Below are 18,872 nucleotides of genomic sequence, written 5' to 3' on the forward strand. Positions count from 1 at the left end.
TATTTTTCGTTTATCGATGACTTAGATGGCGCTAAGCATGCCACATAAGCGCTATTTCAGCCACGGCAAAATGACTCCCAGCCTGTGGATAAGTCTGTGAGTGAAAAAGTCAACTGAGAATAATGGCGATGATTACGGCTTAGTGCGATATTTTTAAGTTGTTGTTTTTTATATTTATAAAAGATTTGTGTGAGTTCAATACTGTTTCTTAAAAAATCTTCCCAATTTGTGGATTTTTTATTGACTCCGTAAAATACATCTAAGGATTGGCTTAATTTTCGGCACCCGTCAGATTCGACGAATTAAGTTAGCACGATTTTTAATCAGATCAACTAGTTTGTTTGTAGTTTGTTAAAACTTAATGACATAAGAAGGATATTTTTAATGAAAAAAGTCGCAGTGTTACTGAGTGGATGCGGTGTTTTCGATGGAACAGAGATCCATGAATCGGTTTTAACGCTTTTATGCTTATCCAAAGCGGGGGCTCACTACCAATGTTTTGCACCTGATATCAAACAGATGCATGTGGTAGATCATCTCACTGGTGAGGTCGATGCGACAGCAAGTCGTAATGTGCTGGTGGAGTCGGCGCGCATTGCCCGTGGCGAAGTCAAATCGACCACAGAATTAGCTATCGCCGAATTTGATGCCTTGATCATTCCCGGTGGTTTTGGGGCGGCGAAAAATCTGTGTAATTTTGCGACGAACGGCAGCGAGTGTGAAGTCGATCCGCTGGTCACAGATTTTATCAATGAGTTCATTCTGGCGAAAAAGCCCGTTGGCTTTATCTGTATCGCACCTATGATGATCCCGCGTTTATATCCCCATGGCGTAAAAGGCACTATCGGTAATGATAGCGATACTGTTGCGGCGTTCAATTTGATGGGCGGAGAGCATCAAGTCGCCACTGTGCATGAGATCGTCGTAGATGAAGCGAATCGAATAGTCAGCACTCCCGCTTATATGTTGGCTGGAAGTATTGCTGAAGCGCATTCAGGTATCGAGAAGCTGGTTGCTAAGGTACTGGAGATGACTGACGCACGTTAGTTTGAGCGGTTTGTAGAAGTGTAAGAGCGCGTCATTGAACCAAGATAAATCCCTATGCGTTCTTCAGGATTTATCTTGGTATAACGGAATTAGATTGAGCTTGAGGACTTGCGGCTATCGAATAAACCTTGGGCTAACCCTATGAGTAAGCCACCAATATGGGCACCGTTCGCAACGGCAACCCCTAGAATATCCGTGAATCCCAATGCTAACCAAATCATCATAAAGGCCATATATGATGGTGGAAAGTCTATTCCAGCAGCAGGTTTACGTATCCCCATGACCCAAGTGTAACCCACCACGGCATACACAACGCCAGATAGCCCGCCGAAGTTAGGTCCACCGACATAATATTGGATGACGTTTGGCAGTGTTCCCGCCACAAACAGCAAGATTAGCAATGGTGCTGTGCCGATACGGGTTTCGATTTTTCCGCCTAAATACCACCACCAGAGTAAGTTAAAAATGACGTGCATGGCTGAAAAATGCAGCAGGCTCGGGGTAAAAACACGCCAGAACTGGCTGAACTCTGAATTTGGTACCGCGCCAAAATAGGACAGTGCTGCGTAGGTTTGGTTGGCGAACCCTAAGTTCATCGCCGCAAAAATGAGTACGCAAACCGCAAAAACGATCAACGTGACTGGGCCTGCGCCGGTAATGAATTGGGTAAACAACTGTAGCGAAGGGGCGCCGTAATCTATCTTAGTTTGGGTATCGCCGTGTTCCCACGAGGCTTGCAGATATTTACTGTCGTAGGGATGAGTCATGAAATGGGCAAACTCTTTGCGCGCTTGTTCCAGATCTTTGTCATGGATGACGAGAATGGCGACACCTTGCTCCAGCGGCTCAATTTGGCAGTCAATGTGCTCACCTTTGAGGTAATCGACAAATGCCTGCGCGGCTCTACTGTTGGGGAGTCGGCCAATTTCTATCATGCATTTGCCTCATGCCAGGCGCTATAGCCGCCGTCTAGACTGTAAACGTCATCAAATCCTTGCTCGCATAAATACTGCGCCGCATTTTGGCTGCTCATACCGTGGTAACAAACCACTACCAGTGGGCTGTCCATATCGGCTTGGCTAATAAATTGCGCGAGGTTTTCGTTATTCAGGTTAGTTGCACCTGCAATATGGCCGTTGGTGAAGCTATTGCCATCGCGGATATCGACGATTTGCACTGGCTGTGCTTCGGTCATTTGCAGCAATTGATTAACGCTTAAGTGTTTAAAGGAAGACATAATAAAACCTGACAAAGCTAAGAGATGGAAATCAAGATGGGATAAGTGTGCAACAAGGGGCTGCGAGTGTACAGCCCCTATCTAAGTAATGCTCGGCAGGATTAATCCCAGCTGAGGATCACTTTACCCGATTGGCCCGAGCCCATAGCGTCGAAACCTTGTTGGAAATCATCAATCTTGAAGTGGTGAGTGATGATAGGCGAAATATCTAAGCCCGATTGGATAAGGCTCGCCATCTTGTACCAAGTTTCGAACATTTCGCGGCCGTAGATGCCTTTAATGACCAAACCTTTGAAGATCACTTTGCTCCAATCAATCGCCATTTCGCCACCAGGAATACCCAGCATAGCGACTTTGCCGCCGTGGTTCATGGTATCTAACATGGCGTGGAAGGCTGATGGTACGCCAGACATTTCTAAACCGACGTCGAAACCTTCGGTCATGCCCAGTTCTTTCATCACGTCTTTCAGGCTTTCTTTAGATACGTTGACTGCGCGAGTGGCACCCATTTTACGGGCCAGCTCTAAGCGATATTCGTTAACGTCAGTGATCACTACATGGCGCGCACCTACGTGACGACATACTGCCGCAGCCATGATGCCGATTGGACCAGCACCTGTGATCAACACGTCTTCACCGACTAAATCGAAGGATAATGCTGTGTGCACAGCGTTACCAAACGGGTCGAAGATTGACGCTAAATCATCGCTGATGTCATCAGGGATTTTAAAGGCGTTAAAGGCGGGGATGACTAAGTATTCTGCAAATGAACCTTCACGGTTTACACCGACACCAGAGGTGTTGCGGCATAAATGGGTGCGGCCAGCGCGGCAGTTACGGCAGTGGCCACAGGTAATATGACCTTCGCCAGATACGCGGTCGCCAATCTTAAAACCACGAACTTCTTGCCCGATATCAACCACTTCACCTACATATTCATGGCCAACAACCATAGGAACGGGAATGGTTTTTTGCGACCATTCGTCCCAGTTGTAGATGTGCATGTCGGTGCCACAAATCGCCGTTTTTTTAATTTTGATCAGCAGATCGTTGTGGCCCATTACTGGCTTAGGCGCATCGACTAACCAAATACCTTTTTCGGCTTTTAACTTGCTTAGTGCTTTCATTGTCTTAAGTCCTAAATAATGCCCATTTCTTTGGCAATACGGGTAAAGGCGGTGATCGCTTTGTCGAGTTGCTCACGGGTATGTGCCGCTGACATTTGCGTACGGATACGAGCTTGTCCCTTAGGAACCACAGGGAACGAGAAGCCAATAACATAAATATGTTCTGCTAATAAGCGGTTAGCAAAGTCGCCCGCCAGTTTAGCATCACCAATCATCACAGGGATAATCGCGTGGTCGGCGCCGCCTAAGGTAAAGCCAGCTGCTGACATTTGCTCACGGAAATAACGGCTGTTTTCCCATACGGCTTCGCGCAGTGCTTGGCCTGATTTGAGCATTTCTAACACATGGATAGACGCAGTCACAATTGACGGCGCTAATGAGTTAGAGAACAGGTAAGGACGTGAACGCTGGCGTAACCAGTCGATGACTGCTTTTTTACCCGAAGTGAAACCGCCCGATGCGCCGCCTAAGGCTTTACCTAAGGTGCCTGTGATGATGTCGACTCTGTCCATCACATTGCAATATTCGTGGGTACCACGACCGTTCGCGCCAATAAAGCCTACCGCGTGAGAGTCATCGACCATCACCAGTGCGCCGTATTTATCGGCTAAATCACATACGCCTTTAAGGTTAGCAATCACGCCGTCCATCGAAAATACGCCGTCGGTGGCAATCAAGATGTTACGGGCGCCAGCTTCTTTAGCGGCGATCAGCTGAGTTTCTAAATCGGCCATGTCGTTGTTGGCATAACGGAAACGTTTGGCTTTACATAAACGTACACCGTCGATGATAGAAGCATGGTTTAACGCATCGGAAATAATCGCGTCTTCTGCATCTAATAGGGTTTCGAACAGACCGGCGTTTGCATCAAAACATGAAGAGTAAAGAATGGTGTCTTCGGTGCCGAGGAATTCGCTCAGGCTAGCTTCTAGCTTTTTATGTATGTCTTGGGTACCGCAAATAAAACGTACTGATGCCATACCAAAGCCGTGGCTGTCTAAACCCTGTTGGGCGGCTTTGATTAGCTCGGGGTGATTCGCTAGGCCTAGGTAATTATTCGCGCAAAAGTTAACAACTTCTTGGTGATTAACTTGAATGGCAGTCTGTTGTGGTGAGGCAATAACACGCTCGCTTTTATATAAGCCTTCGGCTTTGATGTCTGCAAGCTGTTGATTAATCTGTGCGTAGAATGAGGTAGAGGCCACCTGATATCTCCTTAGTTAACTTTATTCTGATTTTGGGAGTGGCGGCATTCTAACTCTAAACCTAATCGGCCTACAGCCTTTTTTTCATGCAGGTTCGCAAGATAAACTAGTTTAGGGCTAAAGTGGTTTTTACATTATAAAAACTAATGTGCAACATAAGTTTGCCACTGTTTGACTGAGTATTCTTTTAAGCGTTGTAGAGCGAAAACGGGTTCGCACTCAGTACTATAATTGCTTTGAGTTTAGTTCCGAATGCGAGTTCCCAACATAGGTGTTTGGGATGACGTTATAGAGATTCTTGACTCGCTAGCGCGTGGTAATGTTGCTCTAGGCGAGTAAAAGTTGCGACCGATGTCGGTGTTGCATAGGCTTTGAAAATCATCAGTACCCTCAACACACCTTCATAGAGCGTCGCTTTAGTGATGGTCGACGTGCTGGATTGCGTGAGTTGGTAACCAATCCAAAAGCTGACGATCATCTTAATGGTATCCGCCAGTGGTGTGATTTTGTCGCTCTCTAAGTTCAAAAAGCCATCTTGCTTAAGTTTATGCAGCACGTGGCTCGAACGCGTTAAGACTTGTTGCTGTGCATGCAAATAACGTTTTTTTAGCTCTTCATCGCGGGCGAGAATATCCGCAAGGTTGGCGTACATGAAGCGGAATTGCCACAGGGTATAGAACATCGCATCGAAGTAGCCGATTAACAGTTCCACATCCACTTGCTTATCTTCATAGGGTTGGAAACCCGATTCGAGATGATTCTCATATAAGCTGAAAATACAGCGGATAATGTCTTCTTTATTGCGAAAATGATAATAAAGATTCCCGGGACTCATATTTAAGTGAGCGGCAATGTGATTGGTGGTGATGTTTCTTTCGCCATGCTCGTTGAACAGTTCAAGACTGGCATAGATTATTTTGTCGCGGGTTTTCATAAGTTATCCAAATTGCTAGTGAACGCCACATCATAGATAGAGTTAACCAACGACCGCCATACTGCTGGTAAATTATCCCTAATTTGGTGCATATGCTAACATTGCCGCCATTCATCAGGCAAAACTCATAAGCACGTTTTTAATGAATCGTTTTCTCTATTCCACGATCTTATATTTATTATCCCCTTTGCTAATCGTCTATTTAGCATTTCGTGCTATCAAAAGTCCTGATTACCGTGGTCGTTGGGGGGAGCGTTTTGGATTAATCCGACTAAAATCGACGGATTTACTGATCCATTCTGTGTCTATGGGGGAAACGCTCGCGGCAATTCCCTTGATCCGTTTGATTATGCAATCACACCCTGAGCTAAGCATTACGGTTACCACAACCAGTCCAACTGGGTCTGCCGAAGTGCGCAAAGCCTTTGGTGACTCAGTGCAACATTGTTATTTGCCCTTTGACTTACCTTGGTGTGTGCGGCGTTTCTTGCGCCAAGTCTCGCCCAAGTGGTGCGTGATTATGGAAACTGAGCTGTGGCCTAACTTAGTTGCTGTTGCTGCCAAACGCGGTGTGCGTTTGATGTTAGCTAATGCACGCCTGTCGGCCAAGTCGGCGGCGCAATATGCTAAGCATCCAACACTCAATCGGCCTATGTTGCAACGACTCGATGTTATTGCGGTGCAAACTCAAGTGGAAGCGCAGCGTTTTATCGAGTTAGGTGTATCGCCGGATAGAGTGACAGTATGCGGTAGCTTGAAGTTTGATCTCAGTATTACGCCCGAGCGTTTAGCTAATGCCAAGCAGTTGCGTCAGGCTTGGGGGCGTGAAACATCGCCGATTTGGGTTGCTGGCAGCGTGCATCCTGGAGAATTTGACGCCATGCTCATCGCCCATAGGCAATTATTGGCTCAGTGGCCCGATGCCTTGCTGATTATTGCACCGCGTCATCCTGAGCAGTTTTCTGCCGTTGCTGAGGTTATTGCCAGCCAAGGTTTTGAATCTGTTCGTCGCAGCGGTAATTTTCCCGTGACGGCTACGACACAAGTGCTGGTGGGCGATACCATGGGTGAACTTTTGACCTTTTATGGCGCCGCGGATCAAGCTTTTGTCGGTGGTACGCTGATCGCTAACGGTGGTCACAATCCCTTGGAGCCAGTCGCTATGGGCGTACCTGTTATGGTGGGGCCGAACCATTGGGACTTTGCCCAAATTACGCAGATGTTGGCGGACGCTGGTGGGCTAAGGATTGTCGCTTCGGCGGATGAACTGGCGGCTAATTTGATTGCCTATTTTGCGAAACCTGAATTGCGCCAGCAGGCGGCAAACGCAGGATTGGCAGTGGTTGAGGCAAATCGCGGTGCCTTGCAACGACAATTTCTTCTCGCGCAATCATTAATCAATTAATTCAACAAGATAATTTATTTAGTGGTTCAGGCGCTTTGCATCGCCGCTTGGTAGCCCAGCAGCAGTGATGACCAGTTATCGGCGGTGAAGGCAAGGTTTGGCAGTTTGCCTTGTTCTTTATTGAAAGAGCGTAACAGTCTGTCTAGATTCGATTGCTGCCATTGCGGGCTCGGTGTTTTTAACTCACCGCGGTCGAAATCGATAAGATAAAAGCGCTCTGGCGTTATGGGTGCAGTTTGCGCTGGCTGGAATAGAATATTTTTGGCATTGAGATCGGCGTGGTATACACCGCGCAGGTGGAATTGGGCGATAGTTGCTCCCAACGCCTGCCATTGCTCAGTGCTTATTATCCCTTTGCTGAGTTTAGCGACTAAATCTTCGGCGCCTTCGACCCGTTCGATAATGATATCGGCGCGGTAAAATAATCCATCGCGTACTATGTTGGCGGCAATCGGCTTAGGTACAGCAAAATCCTCATGATACAAAATGTTTAATAAGCGTAACTCGCCCATAGCGCGGGTATTTTCGAGGCCAGTATAAACGTAAGCATCTTTGCTGAATTTCTCCATTAAGCCGCCACGCCAATAATGCCGCAATACCCAATGGCTGTGTTCAAATGCCACAAACCAAGTGGTGTAGCGGCCTTTGGATGAGCCGACGACAGCATCTTTAGCGCGCCAAAAATCCACCGCAAACCAAGCCGGAGCGATATCTGTTGGTGTATCTTGGCAAAGCGCCATGTGACCTTGGGCGGTTTTTATGATCTGTATCTGAGCATTCATGGGAGATTTGTTGACTTAAGCGTGGCACCTAGGGCCATTCTACATTAAGATCCTTAGCTTGCGCCAAATAACCTTAAGAGCTAATTAGCTTCAATCCCAATGAGTTTAAATCCCAATACCATGAATTCCCTTTGTTTGCTTCGCTTATCCGCAATCGGTGACGTCTGTCATGCCGTGGCTATGGTGCAGGCGATTCAGCGGCAATACCCCGAGCTCAAAATCACATGGGTGATCGGTAAACTCGAATATCAATTGTTGAAGCATTTACCCGGCATTGAGTTTGTTATTTTTGATAAATCTCAAGGATGGCGTAGCTATTTTAATTTACGTAAGGCATTAAAAGGCCGACGTTTTGACGTGCTGCTGCATATGCAAGTTGCGCTACGTGCAACTTTGGCTTCATTAGCCATCTCGGCAAAAGTGCGCATAGGTTTCGATCGTGCTCGTGCCAAAGAAGGTCAGTGGCTAGTGACGAATCGTAGGGTTGAGCCCTTGGCCAAGCCCCATGTGCTCGATGGTTTTATGGGCTTCGCTAAAGCGATTGGCGTCAAGGATCTCACTCCCCAGTGGCATATCCCTGTGCCACTTGCGGATACTGAGTTTGCCCAGACGCAGATTAAAGACAATGAAAAAGTATTTATCATTTGCGCCGCAGCCAGTAAGGCTGAACGTAATTGGTTGCCCGAGCGTTATGCCGCCGTCGCGAGTTATGCGATTGCGAAAGGATTTAGAGTCATGCTGTGCGGTGGCCCAACTCAACTTGAGAAGGATTTAGCAGAGCAAATTTTGCAAGCGTGCCCTTCTAAAATCGATAATTTAGTGGGCAAAACCAGTTTGACTCAACTCTTAGCACTGCTAAAACGCGCCAGTTTAGTGTTAGCGCCTGATACGGGCCCTGCGCATATGGCGGTGACCCAAGGCACGTCAGTCGTTGGTTTATATGCCCATTCAAATCCTGGGCGCACTGGTCCGTATTTATCGCAGCAATATGTGGCGAGCGTCTATGATGAGGCGATAGCATCCCAACATAGTGGCGAAGTTAAGTGGGGCACTCGCGCTAAAGGTGAACATTTGATGGCTTTGATCAGTGTTGAAGCCGTGATTGAGAAGTTTGAGCTGGTGGCGTATGACACTAAAACTTCAGAATAAATTTATTTGGATTAAAGGTTAATTATGGCTCCTCAAAAAGCCCCTAAGTTCTTGTTTATCCCAGTCTCATCGGCAGAGGGCATAGGTGAGTATATGCGCTCAATGATCATTGCCGATGAGGTGAAAAGAACTTGGCCGAATGCCGAGATCAAGTTTATTTTAAGTGAACAAGCACCCTATGCGGCTCAATGCCCTTATCCTGCTGAATTACTCAAAGATACGCCGACTAAACAAGTCAAAGCGGTGAATCAAATCATGTCTGATTACCTGCCCGATATAGTATTGTTCGATGCTTCTGGGCGTAAATCACAGTTAGTCCATGCCCATAAACTCGGCGCTAAGGTCATATTTCTCAGCCAGCACAAGCGTAAGCGTAGCCGTGGAATGAAAATTGGCCGCGCTTTAGTGACGGATTGTCATTGGGTCGTGCAACCAGAATTTGTGATCGGTCCTATCAGTTGGCTAGATCGCCTGAAGCTGAAACTCATTAAAAAACCCGCGCCTTTGAATATAGGTCCAGTCTTTACTCAACCCGATGCAAGCACTCAAGCGGCATTATTAGCGCAATATCAGCTAACACAAAATGAGTTTGTATTATTTAATGCGGGTTCTGGTGGGCATAAGGTAAATGGCGAATTAGCCGCAGATATTTTTGCTCAGGCCGCTCATGAAAGCTATAAAGCATCTGGCATAACAAGTGTCATGGTTTTCGGCCCGAATTATCCAAATCCTCTGCCTGAGCTTCAGGGGGTAGTTGTTATTCCTCAATTGAATAATCAGCAATTTATTAATATTTTGGCCGCGGCTAAGGCTGCCGTATTGAGCGGTGGAGATACTTTATTACAAGCGATAGCGCTGCACAAACCGACCTTGGCCGTTCCTGTATCGAAGGATCAGCCGCCAAGGATTGAAAAATGTATATCTGCAAATGTTGCTTTTGGCTGTGAGATTGAGCTTGATACGCTCAATGGTAATATTAAGCTGTTATTATCTTCCGATGGTATTATGCGATTGGCAACAAGTTTAAATAAAGATTCTAAATTGGATGGACTTGAGCTTGTGATAAAGCAGTTAGAACAGTGGATTAAGTTGTAAGGGAAAATCTTAAATTTATTCTTTTTAAAGAATTTAGAGGCTCTCAAGTTATGAGTGTTAATGAAAATGTGTGTGATTATTGTGACTTTATCGTCGATTTGACTAGTTTGGATAAACCAAGATTACCAGGTATAAGTGCCATTCTTCGTATAAAAAATGGTGCAGAATTTTTAAGGCTTAGTATTGAATCTCATTTACTTTATTATGATGAGATTGTTGCCTGTTATAATGATTGTACAGATAACACTGCTGAAATATTAAATGAATTAAAAGAGAAATACCCTGAAAAAATAAAGATTTTTGAATATTTACCTAAAGTACATCCTATTTTTTCAGATGAACATAATCGCTGTGTAACAGATAATGTTAATAGTTTGGCAAATTTTTATAATTATGCTCTTTCAAAAGCTAGCTATAAAATAGCAACAAAATTAGACGATGATCATGTTGCTATCGACAAAAATCTGACTCCAGTAATAACGGAAATTAGACGTGATATGTTATTGGGTGTTAATAAAATATATACATTCTCCGGTGTGAATTTAGCTTTAGATACGAATGCTAAATTAGGGGTTTATAAAAGAGAACCTCTAGTTGGTACTGGGGATCATATGTACTTTCCTGTTTCTTCAGATATCTACTTCTCACAAGAAAAAAATGTTGAGGCATTTAGATTTGTTGGTAGAAAAATTGAAAAAAAATATATGGGGATAATATATTTTCACCTAAAGCATTTGAAAAATGGTTATGGATTTTTAAATTTGGAGCCCCAAAAGCGTGATGAGATTATGCAGCAATATGCTTCAAATTCAGATGTTGTTAGTTTAGATGACTTTATTAGCGAGGATTCTATAAATAATCTACGCAAACATCATAACGTTATTGAGTATTGGTTACGAACACGAAAAACAGTCAATGCTATCATTTATGTATTATTTAAAAGAAATCCACCATTAAGAATTGCCCGCTTACACCAGCTTTTTCAGGATTTAAATGGTATTGATTTAGATGAATGCGTTATGAAACGGTTGGAGAGGTTTTGATTTATGATGGACCTATTGTAAGGAATAGTTATGAGTAATCGCACAGTTTCACTGGTTATCACGAGTTGTAATCGTTTTGACTTACTTGAAAAAACAATTGAAAGTTTTTTAAAGTATAATACTTATCCCATATCACAATATATTGTTATAGAAGATAGTCACAATCGTGAAAAACTTGAAAACACACTAAGTAAGTTTAAAGGAATAGAATTTACTCTGGTTCATAATGAACCTCAGTTAGGACAAATGAAAAGTATTGATAAAGCTTATTCATTAGTGACTTCTGAATATATTTTTCATTGTGAGGATGATTGGGAGTTTTATCGTATAGGGTTTGTTGAAAATTCGCTGAAAGTGTTACTTTCAGATGATAAAGTTGTAACCGTTTGGCTGCGTGAGACAAGTGATACTAATGGGCATTCGGTGTTGTCTGAGTTATATACTTGTCCTACCGATGAGTCGTTAAAGTATCAAATAATGCATACAAATGACTTACTTCATGGTGTCTATTGGCATGGTTTTACTTTAAATCCGGGTTTAAGGCGTTTAGCCGATTATCAGTTGATTGCTCCAATTGCACAATATTCGAGCGAAGGCGGTACAGGCAATAAATACTATGAATTAGGATTTAAAGCTGCAATTTTCCCTAAAGGCAGTGTTAGACATATAGGTTATCATCGAGGTATTCGTTACAAACCTAATATAGCTAAATGGCGAAAAGATCTTAATGTCGCATTTAGAAAATTTAAATCTAAGATACATAAAACACTAAAAAATTAATTTGATAACCAGAGTTGTTTTTTTCTAACTCTGGTTTTGATATGTGTTATTGTTTATTCATTAAATCTATCCAATCTTTTCCCCACTTTTCTTTGCTACATGGATAAGCGATCGAGTTTAAACCATTTTGTGCGAGTTTTTTGCAGAAATCAAAATCATCTAGTGCAGTAAAAAGTGCCTGTTCCATTTCTTGTGAATTAGGCATGACTAATAAACCATTGTATTCATTAATAATGAGATTAGATAGTCCGCCGATATTAGAACTGATTACCATACAACCTGCAGCCATAGCCTCAATCATTGAGAGAGATGTACCTTCAGAACCTAAAGTCGGAATGATAGCTATGTGATGCTCTTTATGTATTTTGAAACTTTCAGATGGACCATATTTAGTTATTTTAACGTTAGAATGACTAGAAAATAATGATTCTAAGTATGGTTTTAGAGGGCCATCACCTGCAAAATTGACTTCTATTCTATATTGATTTGATAGTTTACTTATAATTGGAGCAATTAATACAATCCCACGATAGTCAACAAAGCGACGAGCAATAATTATTTTAATTACACGGTCATCACTCCATTTTTTATCAAAATCAGATTGATTAACTCTTTCGGTATAGAAATTATATATTACTTTTACATTCTTGCTGCCAACATTAAACCAAGTACGATACCAATTTATAAAATTATGATCTACGCACACTAATGTTGAATTATTTTTTATGTACGATAGATATTTACATTGATTTAATAGCGAAGATAGAAATTGAATAACGGCATTTTTATTTTTCCTTGGTTTATCCCAAGAGATACCATGTTGAATAGCTATTTGTTTATAACCTTTCAAATTAACCGAATATGAGTCTGTTGCATAAATTATAATATCAGTCTTTTTATTTGCATTTTTTTTAACCCATTTTGCAAGAGCATACTTCTTTAGATTGCCACGAAAGCATCCTGTATTTATTCCATGAACATTCATATGTTCAGTTTTTATAGAAAATGAATCTTTTGCGGGTTGTACTAGATGACAATCCCACCCATTTTGAGATAAAACTTCAGCTAAACTAATAATGTAATTTTCTATACCGCCTATAGTTGTTAATGCCCTTTCCGAATTATACATAGAGCGATAAATTATATAAATATTTGACATTATTTTACCTGATAATGAAGTTTGATAATATTAAGTATTCTTTGGCACGTATGCCCATCACCATAAGGGTTAACTGTATCACCAAAAGCCTTTTGGTTTTTTATCAAAATATTAACCTCAGATACTATTTTATCAACATCAGTTCCTACAAGTCTAACCGTTCCTGCAGAAACAGCTTCAGGTCTTTCGGTTTTATCACGTAAAACAAGCACTGGTTTTTTTAAGGATGGAGCTTCTTCCTGTATTCCGCCTGAATCAGTGAGAATAATATCAGCTCGATCCATTAATGTTACAAAAGACTGATAATCCAAAGGATCAATAAGATGGAAATTATCTAACCCACCTAAGTGTTTGAAAACTGGTTCTTGTACTTTAGGGTTTAAATGTACAGGATAAACTAACTCCCAATCTTTGTTCTCTAATGCAATTGTTTTTAGTGCGGTACAAATATTTTCGAATCCAACACCAAAATTCTCCCTACGATGCCCAGTAATTAAAATAACTTTTTTTCCGTCGAATATATTTAGCAAGTCTTTTAATTCATCAGAGTGTGGGAAATCGCCTTTCTTCGTTATAGATAATGTTTGAAATAAAGCATCAATTACAGTATTTCCCGTAACATAGATACTTTCAGGAAGATAACCTTCATTTTTTAAATTTTCAGCTGAGGAAGGGGTTGGTGCAAAATGCAAGGACGATAATACAGCTGTTAATTTTCGATTAGCTTCTTCTGGCCAAGGTGAAGTTATATCACCTGTACGCAAACCAGCTTCAACATGACCGACATCAACTTTTTGATAAAATGCCGCCAAAGCCGCAGAAAATGAAGTGGTAGTATCCCCATGAACTAAAACCAGTTGAGGTTGAAATTCTTTAATGACCTCCCCGACACCCTCAACGATTGCGCCAGTCAACCATTCTAAGGTTTGATTTGGCTTCATCAGATTTAAATCGTAGTCAGGGGTCAATTCGAAAATACTTAGCACTTGGTCAAGCATATGGCGATGTTGTGCTGTGACACAAATTTTGACATCTAATTGAGGGTCATTGGCTAGCATTTTTGCCAAAGGACACATTTTTATTGCTTCAGGTCGAGTGCCAAATACGAGGAGAATTTTCACAATAAAACCTACCCAAGTTAAGGTCAGAAAGTAGTCATTGTTTCGGTGTGCTATTGATTCATTAATTAACAGCTGCCATATCACAATTTTCGAGTCAGTATTCTACCTTTTAGGCTGTCTTTTGGCTATGGCATACCGAGTAGGATTAAATGCCATCGGGACTATATCTAGTGCTCCGTTCAGTATATGAAAGATATTTTGCTTAGCGGTATAAGCGGGTGATAGACTTTTATATACCGTAGCTTAAACGTTTTTTGTAAATTATATGCACACAAGAGCGATTTATCCTGGAACTTTCGATCCTATCACCAATGGTCATGCCGACTTGATTGAGCGTGCGGCTAAACTGTTTAAACATGTGGTGATTGGCATTGCGGCTAATCCTTCCAAGCAGCCTAGATTCACCCTTGAAGAGCGGGTTGAACTGGTAAATCGTGTCACCGCTCATTTGGATAATGTTGAAGTGGTTGGATTTTCGGGTTTACTGGTGGATTTTGCCAAGGAGCAAAAGGCCAGTGTGCTAGTGCGTGGCTTACGTGCGGTATCTGACTTTGAATATGAATTCCAGCTAGCAAATATGAATCGTCGATTGAGCCCAGATCTGGAAAGCGTGTTTTTAACGCCTGCCGAGGAAAATTCCTTTATCTCCTCAACCTTAGTAAAGGAAGTCGCTTTGCATGGTGGCGATGTGAGCCAATTTGTTCACTCAGAAGTGGCGACAGCATTAGCAGCAAAGCTTAAGCTGGCTAAACCTTAGATTTTACCCGCGTACCTGATGGTTTTTACGTAGGCGTTTTGTGTTAACTTTGAGGCATTGTGGCCTCGCGATGATACTTAAAAGGATGTTATGAAGGCTTTTTTAACCCCCACGATCCTTGCTACTAGCATTGCCTCTGGCCTATTTTTTTCTTCAATGCTTGCCGCTGCCCCTTGGGTTGATGCCTCGGACATTTATCTTCGAGCCGATATTCAAGCGTTGGCCGATGCGGGGGTGATCACTGTTCCTGTGAATACTTATCCCTTGATGTGGTCAGGAATTGGCGGCGATTTAGCAAAAGTAGAGCCTGAATTGCTTTCTCCTAGTCTAGTGCAAGCCTTTGCTCGGGTTAACTTTTACTATCAAAATGCTGTCGATAATCGCGGCAATGCGAGGGTTAAAGTCTCGGGCGCGACCGATCCTGCTCGTTTTCAACACTATGGCTCCGACTATCGCGAGAAAGGTGAAGTGCTGGGCTCCTACGAGTATTTAGGATCGCGTGTTGCCTATAAGGCGACTGTGGCAGAAACCTATGATCCACAAGATAATAAAAATTTTCGCCTCGATGAGTCATATTTTGCCATCATTTTCGGTAATTGGATTGCGACCTTAGGTTCGGTTGAACAGTGGTGGGGGCCTGGATTTGACTCTGCATTGCACCGCTCTAATAACGCTCGCCCTATGCAGTCGCTAACACTGAGCCGCAATAATGCTGCAGCCTTTGAAACGCCATGGTTATCGTGGATTGGTCCTTGGACATTTAAAACTGGATTTAGCTTAACGGAAGTCGAGCGTGCTGTGCCTAAAACGGCTGAGTGGGATATGCGCTTAAGTGCAAGACCGATTAAGCAGCTAGAAGTGGGTCTGTCGTGGTCGACATTATTTTGTGGAGAGGGCCAAGATTGTAACTTCAACTCTTGGTGGGATTCGGTTGCCAGCAACTCAGTTTGCCTCGATGGTACAAGTGATTGCGCGCAAGAAGATCGCCATGATGCAGGCCATAGAACCCAAAGTATCGATATGCGTTATAGCAGTTCTTTGCAGGATATACCTGTGGGATTATATCTCGAACATAGTTGTGAGAATGGTAGCGACTGCGGCTCACTTTGGGGGATTGATACCCATTTTGGCACATCGGGTAAGCAGTTTAAGCTGTTTATGGAATATTCAGACACCTATGTAAAATGTGATGGTGATAGTGCCAATTGCTTCTATGAAGATCCTGTCTATCTAAGTGGTTCTCGTTATTATGGCCGTGCTTTAGGCTCAACCTATGATAGCGATGCTCAAACGTTTGTGGTGGGATTAGTCGGCCAGTTTAGTAACAGCCGAGGTTTTACCTCTTTATTGCGTTATGCTAAGTTGAATAAAGATGGCACTAATGTGGCGAGCACTTGGGCGCCACAACCACCGAAGGAAGATTTGTTGATGCTTGAGTTTTCCTATCGTATGCCCGTTTGGAAGGGAATGTGGAGCTTAGGTGGCACGGTATCGAGATCGGAATTTGATGTTCAAGAAAATGATACTAATGCCACGCTCTTTAGCAGTTTTGAGTATCGCTTCTAATCGTAGCTTACATCTAATGACAACAATAATGCCAAGCCAATACTTGGCATTTTGCTTATAAATAATGTGATAGTTAGCGTGTCTGGCAAATGCCACAGAATACTGTGGTGCGCTGGCCTAAACGGATTTCACTCAATAAGTTACCGCAGCTGGTGCAGGTTTCACCGCCGCGACCATAGACATGCAGCTTTTGGGCGAAGTAGCCCGGCTTGCCATCGGCATTGGTAAAGTCTTTCAACGTAGTGCCGCCTTGCTTAATGGCGTGGGCTAAGATTTGCTTCACTTCGGCAACTAAAACAGTCAAGCGCTCGATATCGATTTTACCTGCTTCGGCTTCTGGGTGAATGCCCGCCGCAAACAGGGCTTCATTGGCGTAAATATTACCCACTCCCACCACGATATGATTATCCATCAGGCAGAGCTTGATAGCTTTTTTCTTGCCCGCTAAAGCTGTCGCTAATTGTGCGACATTAAAGGCTTGGGTCAGCGGTTCTGGCCCCAGCTTGGCGAGTAATGGATGGGCTTCTTCTGGGAGTTCACACCACAGCCAAGCGCCGAATCGCCTTGGATCGTTAAAACGTAAAATGCGGCCGTTGGCGAGCACTAAGTCGATATGGTCATGCTTTTCTACTGGGGTATCGTGGGGCAAAATCCGTAAACTCCCCGACATGCCTAAATGCACTATGCTAGTGCCCGCGTCAGTGTCGATTAATAGATACTTAGCACGGCGTCGCACTTGGCGTATGACTTGGCCGATAATTTGTTTGGCGATGTCAGGCACTGGCCAGCGCAACGAACCATTGCGGATCACAAGATCAACCACGGTTTGTTCGACAAGGAAGGGGGCAATACCCTGACGGGTGACTTCAACTTCTGGTAATTCCGGCATGGATTCTTTCTTATCTTAAGTAAAATGGGGCGGCATTAAGCTGCGGGTTTCGCATCGAGGATCGGTTGTAGTTTAGCTCGTAAACTCGGAGGCACTAAATACCAATTGCCAGCGGGTGACTTTAACGCGCCTTCATTGGGGAAATAGATCCACAGCTGAGCATCGCGGATATCTGCAATCTGGATGACTAATTCTTGTGGATTATCTGTGGTTTCTGGTGCCGCCGTTAAGGGAGACACCCGTATGGTTTGCCACGCCTTTGCCCATTCATCACAGTTGAGAACTTTAGTGTCGCACTCCCATTGTGAGGCTTGCTTGTGCAGCCACATTCCATCGAGTTGCAGCTGTGAAAGCGGCGCAATATCGTCAAATAACAGCTGAGCATCACTCGGAACATTATTGGTCTTGTTATCCATATAAGTCAGCACGGCGACCATAAAGACGCAGGCGACAATAATGACGTTATTCCATTGCTTACGAGTTAAGGCCATAGAAATGTGTGACGCTAAATATGGGGTGATGCTTCGAGTTTATCACGGCCAAATTGAGATGCTAGCCCTTAAGCGATTGAGGGGATGCTTAACCACCAGTGGCGTTCATAAAGCGTAGGATTTGTACCTGATTATTGCCAAAGTCGTGTTGCTTAGGCTTGAGGTTAATGCCCGCGAGAATAGCGGCTTTAAGTCTCTCAATATCTGCGGGAAATTCCCTGACTATGCTTTTGAGATCAACGGCATGCTCATTTCCTAAACACAGCAATAATTGGCCTTCAACTGTGACGCGCACTCGATTACATTCGTGGCAGAAGTTGTGACTGTGGGGTGAGATAAAGCCGATATGGATTGGGCTGTCGGCCATAGTGTAATACCGCGCTGGACCGCCAGTACGTTTGTTAGATAGCTGCAGCGGATAGCGACTTTCTATGATGGCTTTGACTTCATCGCTGCTGCAATGACGGGCGCGTTTACGCTCATCTATTTCGCCAAGTGGCATCTCTTCGATAAAGGCGATGTCTAAACGGCGGTCACGGCAGAAATCAACTAAATCAATGACTTCATTATCGTTCTGTTGTTTTAAAATCACCGCATTAATCTTGATACGTTCAAAGCCCGCCGCAATAGCCGCATCGATACCATCGATGACTCTGTCTAACTTGCCGTTACGGGTTAACTGGGTAAACAATGTGGGGTTTAAGGTATCTAGGCTGATATTGAGGCGCTTTAATCCTGCAGCAAACATGGGTTTAGCGAATTTTGTCAGCCTTGAACCATTGGTGGTCATGGACAAATCTGTCAGCCCAGGCAGTTTGCCAAGCAAACTCACTAGCTGATCGCAATCGTTGCGAACTAAGGGCTCTCCGCCAGTCAGGCGAATTTTAGTCACACCAAGCTCGGTAAAAGCTTGGGCAATCCAAGCTAACTCTTCGAGGTGGAGTACGTGGTCCTTTGGCAGAAAACAGGGATCTTCCGTCATGCAATAGACACAGCGAAAGTCGCAGCGGTCGGTGACTGAGAGCCGTAAATATTCGACCTTACGGCCAAAGGAATCCACCATTAGACTCATAAAAACTCACTGG

Annotated in this window: 19 protein-coding genes; 8 read left to right on the forward strand and 11 right to left on the reverse strand. The window is 43.6% G+C overall.

Annotation, left to right across the window (positions count from 1 at the left end):
• The first annotated feature begins 384 nt into the window (after positions 1 to 384).
• A complete protein-coding gene (elbB, locus tag Q4Q54_RS13630; RefSeq protein ID WP_012588959.1) occupies positions 385 to 1,047 on the forward strand; it encodes an isoprenoid biosynthesis glyoxalase ElbB in 663 nt (220 codons plus the stop codon).
• A gap of 89 nt (positions 1,048 to 1,136) precedes the next feature.
• Here elbB and glpG read toward each other — a convergent pair whose 3' ends face one another.
• The 5 genes from glpG to Q4Q54_RS13655 form a co-directional block, all read right to left on the reverse strand.
• Complete coding sequence (glpG, locus tag Q4Q54_RS13635; protein WP_311988708.1) at positions 1,137 to 1,982, reverse strand: rhomboid family intramembrane serine protease GlpG; 846 nt, start codon at positions 1,980 to 1,982, stop codon at positions 1,137 to 1,139.
• Entirely contained in the window at positions 1,979 to 2,284 is a 306-nt protein-coding gene (gene glpE, locus Q4Q54_RS13640; protein ID WP_006084745.1) for a thiosulfate sulfurtransferase GlpE, read from the reverse strand. The genes glpG and glpE overlap by 4 nt, the downstream gene beginning before the upstream one ends.
• A 101-nt stretch (positions 2,285 to 2,385) precedes the next feature.
• A complete protein-coding gene (gene tdh, locus Q4Q54_RS13645) occupies positions 2,386 to 3,411 on the reverse strand; it encodes an L-threonine 3-dehydrogenase (RefSeq protein WP_006079369.1) in 1,026 nt (341 codons plus the stop codon).
• A gap of 11 nt (positions 3,412 to 3,422) precedes the next feature.
• The gene (locus tag Q4Q54_RS13650; RefSeq protein WP_311988709.1) at positions 3,423 to 4,616 is read right to left on the reverse strand and encodes a glycine C-acetyltransferase; all 1,194 of its coding nucleotides are present in this window, start codon (positions 4,614 to 4,616) and stop codon (positions 3,423 to 3,425) included.
• A 286-nt stretch (positions 4,617 to 4,902) separates the two neighbouring features.
• Positions 4,903 to 5,550 (reverse strand): TetR/AcrR family transcriptional regulator, encoded by a 648-nt coding sequence (locus Q4Q54_RS13655; protein WP_006084743.1) that lies wholly within the window; start codon positions 5,548 to 5,550, stop codon positions 4,903 to 4,905.
• A gap of 142 nt (positions 5,551 to 5,692) precedes the next feature.
• Here Q4Q54_RS13655 and waaA point away from each other — a divergent pair, with 142 nt between their 5' ends.
• On the forward strand, positions 5,693 to 6,955 hold the full coding sequence (gene waaA, locus Q4Q54_RS13660; RefSeq protein ID WP_311988710.1) for a lipid IV(A) 3-deoxy-D-manno-octulosonic acid transferase: 1,263 nt from the start codon (positions 5,693 to 5,695) through the stop codon (positions 6,953 to 6,955).
• A gap of 26 nt (positions 6,956 to 6,981) precedes the next feature.
• Here the strand turns inward: waaA and Q4Q54_RS13665 are convergent, their stop codons facing one another.
• The gene (locus Q4Q54_RS13665; protein ID WP_311988711.1) at positions 6,982 to 7,737 is read right to left on the reverse strand and encodes a 3-deoxy-D-manno-octulosonic acid kinase; all 756 of its coding nucleotides are present in this window, start codon (positions 7,735 to 7,737) and stop codon (positions 6,982 to 6,984) included.
• 99 nt (positions 7,738 to 7,836) lie between these two features.
• Here Q4Q54_RS13665 and Q4Q54_RS13670 point away from each other — a divergent pair, with 99 nt between their 5' ends.
• From Q4Q54_RS13670 to Q4Q54_RS13685, 4 genes are read left to right on the forward strand one after another with little or no spacing between them, the layout of a single operon-like run.
• Positions 7,837 to 8,886 carry a glycosyltransferase family 9 protein gene (locus tag Q4Q54_RS13670; RefSeq protein ID WP_311988712.1) on the forward strand — a complete coding sequence of 350 codons (1,050 nt, stop codon included), beginning with the start codon at positions 7,837 to 7,839 and terminating at the stop codon, positions 8,884 to 8,886.
• A 24-nt stretch (positions 8,887 to 8,910) separates the two neighbouring features.
• Positions 8,911 to 9,981 carry a hypothetical protein gene (locus Q4Q54_RS13675; protein ID WP_311988713.1) on the forward strand — a complete coding sequence of 357 codons (1,071 nt, stop codon included), beginning with the start codon at positions 8,911 to 8,913 and terminating at the stop codon, positions 9,979 to 9,981.
• A 50-nt stretch (positions 9,982 to 10,031) separates the two neighbouring features.
• Positions 10,032 to 11,024 (forward strand): hypothetical protein, encoded by a 993-nt coding sequence (locus tag Q4Q54_RS13680; protein WP_311988714.1) that lies wholly within the window; start codon positions 10,032 to 10,034, stop codon positions 11,022 to 11,024.
• Positions 11,025 to 11,054: 30 nt separating this feature from the next.
• Positions 11,055 to 11,804, forward strand: a complete 750-nt coding sequence (locus Q4Q54_RS13685) for a glycosyltransferase family A protein (protein WP_311988715.1) — start codon at positions 11,055 to 11,057, stop codon at positions 11,802 to 11,804.
• 46 nt (positions 11,805 to 11,850) lie between these two features.
• Here the strand turns inward: Q4Q54_RS13685 and Q4Q54_RS13690 are convergent, their stop codons facing one another.
• A complete protein-coding gene (locus Q4Q54_RS13690; RefSeq protein WP_311988716.1) occupies positions 11,851 to 12,963 on the reverse strand; it encodes a glycosyltransferase family 4 protein in 1,113 nt (370 codons plus the stop codon).
• Positions 12,963 to 14,084, reverse strand: coding sequence for a non-hydrolyzing UDP-N-acetylglucosamine 2-epimerase (gene wecB / locus Q4Q54_RS13695; RefSeq protein WP_311988717.1), 1,122 nt, complete (start codon positions 14,082 to 14,084; stop codon positions 12,963 to 12,965). Before wecB ends, Q4Q54_RS13690 begins: the two co-directional genes overlap by 1 nt.
• A gap of 265 nt (positions 14,085 to 14,349) precedes the next feature.
• On the opposite strand from wecB, the gene coaD reads away from it, so the two are divergent.
• Together coaD and Q4Q54_RS13705 are read left to right on the forward strand one after the other, a co-directional pair.
• Positions 14,350 to 14,841, forward strand: coding sequence for a pantetheine-phosphate adenylyltransferase (gene coaD / locus Q4Q54_RS13700; RefSeq protein WP_259214355.1), 492 nt, complete (start codon positions 14,350 to 14,352; stop codon positions 14,839 to 14,841).
• Between the two features lie 90 nt (positions 14,842 to 14,931).
• Positions 14,932 to 16,407: a capsule assembly Wzi family protein gene (locus Q4Q54_RS13705; protein ID WP_311988718.1), complete on the forward strand. Its 1,476-nt coding sequence runs from the start codon at positions 14,932 to 14,934 to the stop codon at positions 16,405 to 16,407.
• A 73-nt stretch (positions 16,408 to 16,480) separates the two neighbouring features.
• Here the strand turns inward: Q4Q54_RS13705 and mutM are convergent, their stop codons facing one another.
• The 3 genes from mutM to moaA all read right to left on the reverse strand — a co-directional run bounded on the left by mutM (position 16,481) and on the right by moaA (position 18,859).
• A complete protein-coding gene (gene mutM, locus Q4Q54_RS13710) occupies positions 16,481 to 17,296 on the reverse strand; it encodes a bifunctional DNA-formamidopyrimidine glycosylase/DNA-(apurinic or apyrimidinic site) lyase (RefSeq protein WP_311988719.1) in 816 nt (271 codons plus the stop codon).
• 35 nt (positions 17,297 to 17,331) lie between these two features.
• The gene (locus Q4Q54_RS13715; protein ID WP_311988720.1) at positions 17,332 to 17,787 is read right to left on the reverse strand and encodes a hypothetical protein; all 456 of its coding nucleotides are present in this window, start codon (positions 17,785 to 17,787) and stop codon (positions 17,332 to 17,334) included.
• A gap of 88 nt (positions 17,788 to 17,875) precedes the next feature.
• Positions 17,876 to 18,859, reverse strand: a complete 984-nt coding sequence (moaA, locus tag Q4Q54_RS13720; RefSeq protein WP_126493321.1) for a GTP 3',8-cyclase MoaA — start codon at positions 18,857 to 18,859, stop codon at positions 17,876 to 17,878.
• Positions 18,860 to 18,872: the final 13 nt, after the last annotated feature.

Origin of the sequence: Shewanella sp. SP2S2-4 (genome assembly GCF_031932025.1) — a bacterium.
Lineage (GTDB): Bacteria > Pseudomonadota > Gammaproteobacteria > Enterobacterales > Shewanellaceae > Shewanella > Shewanella baltica.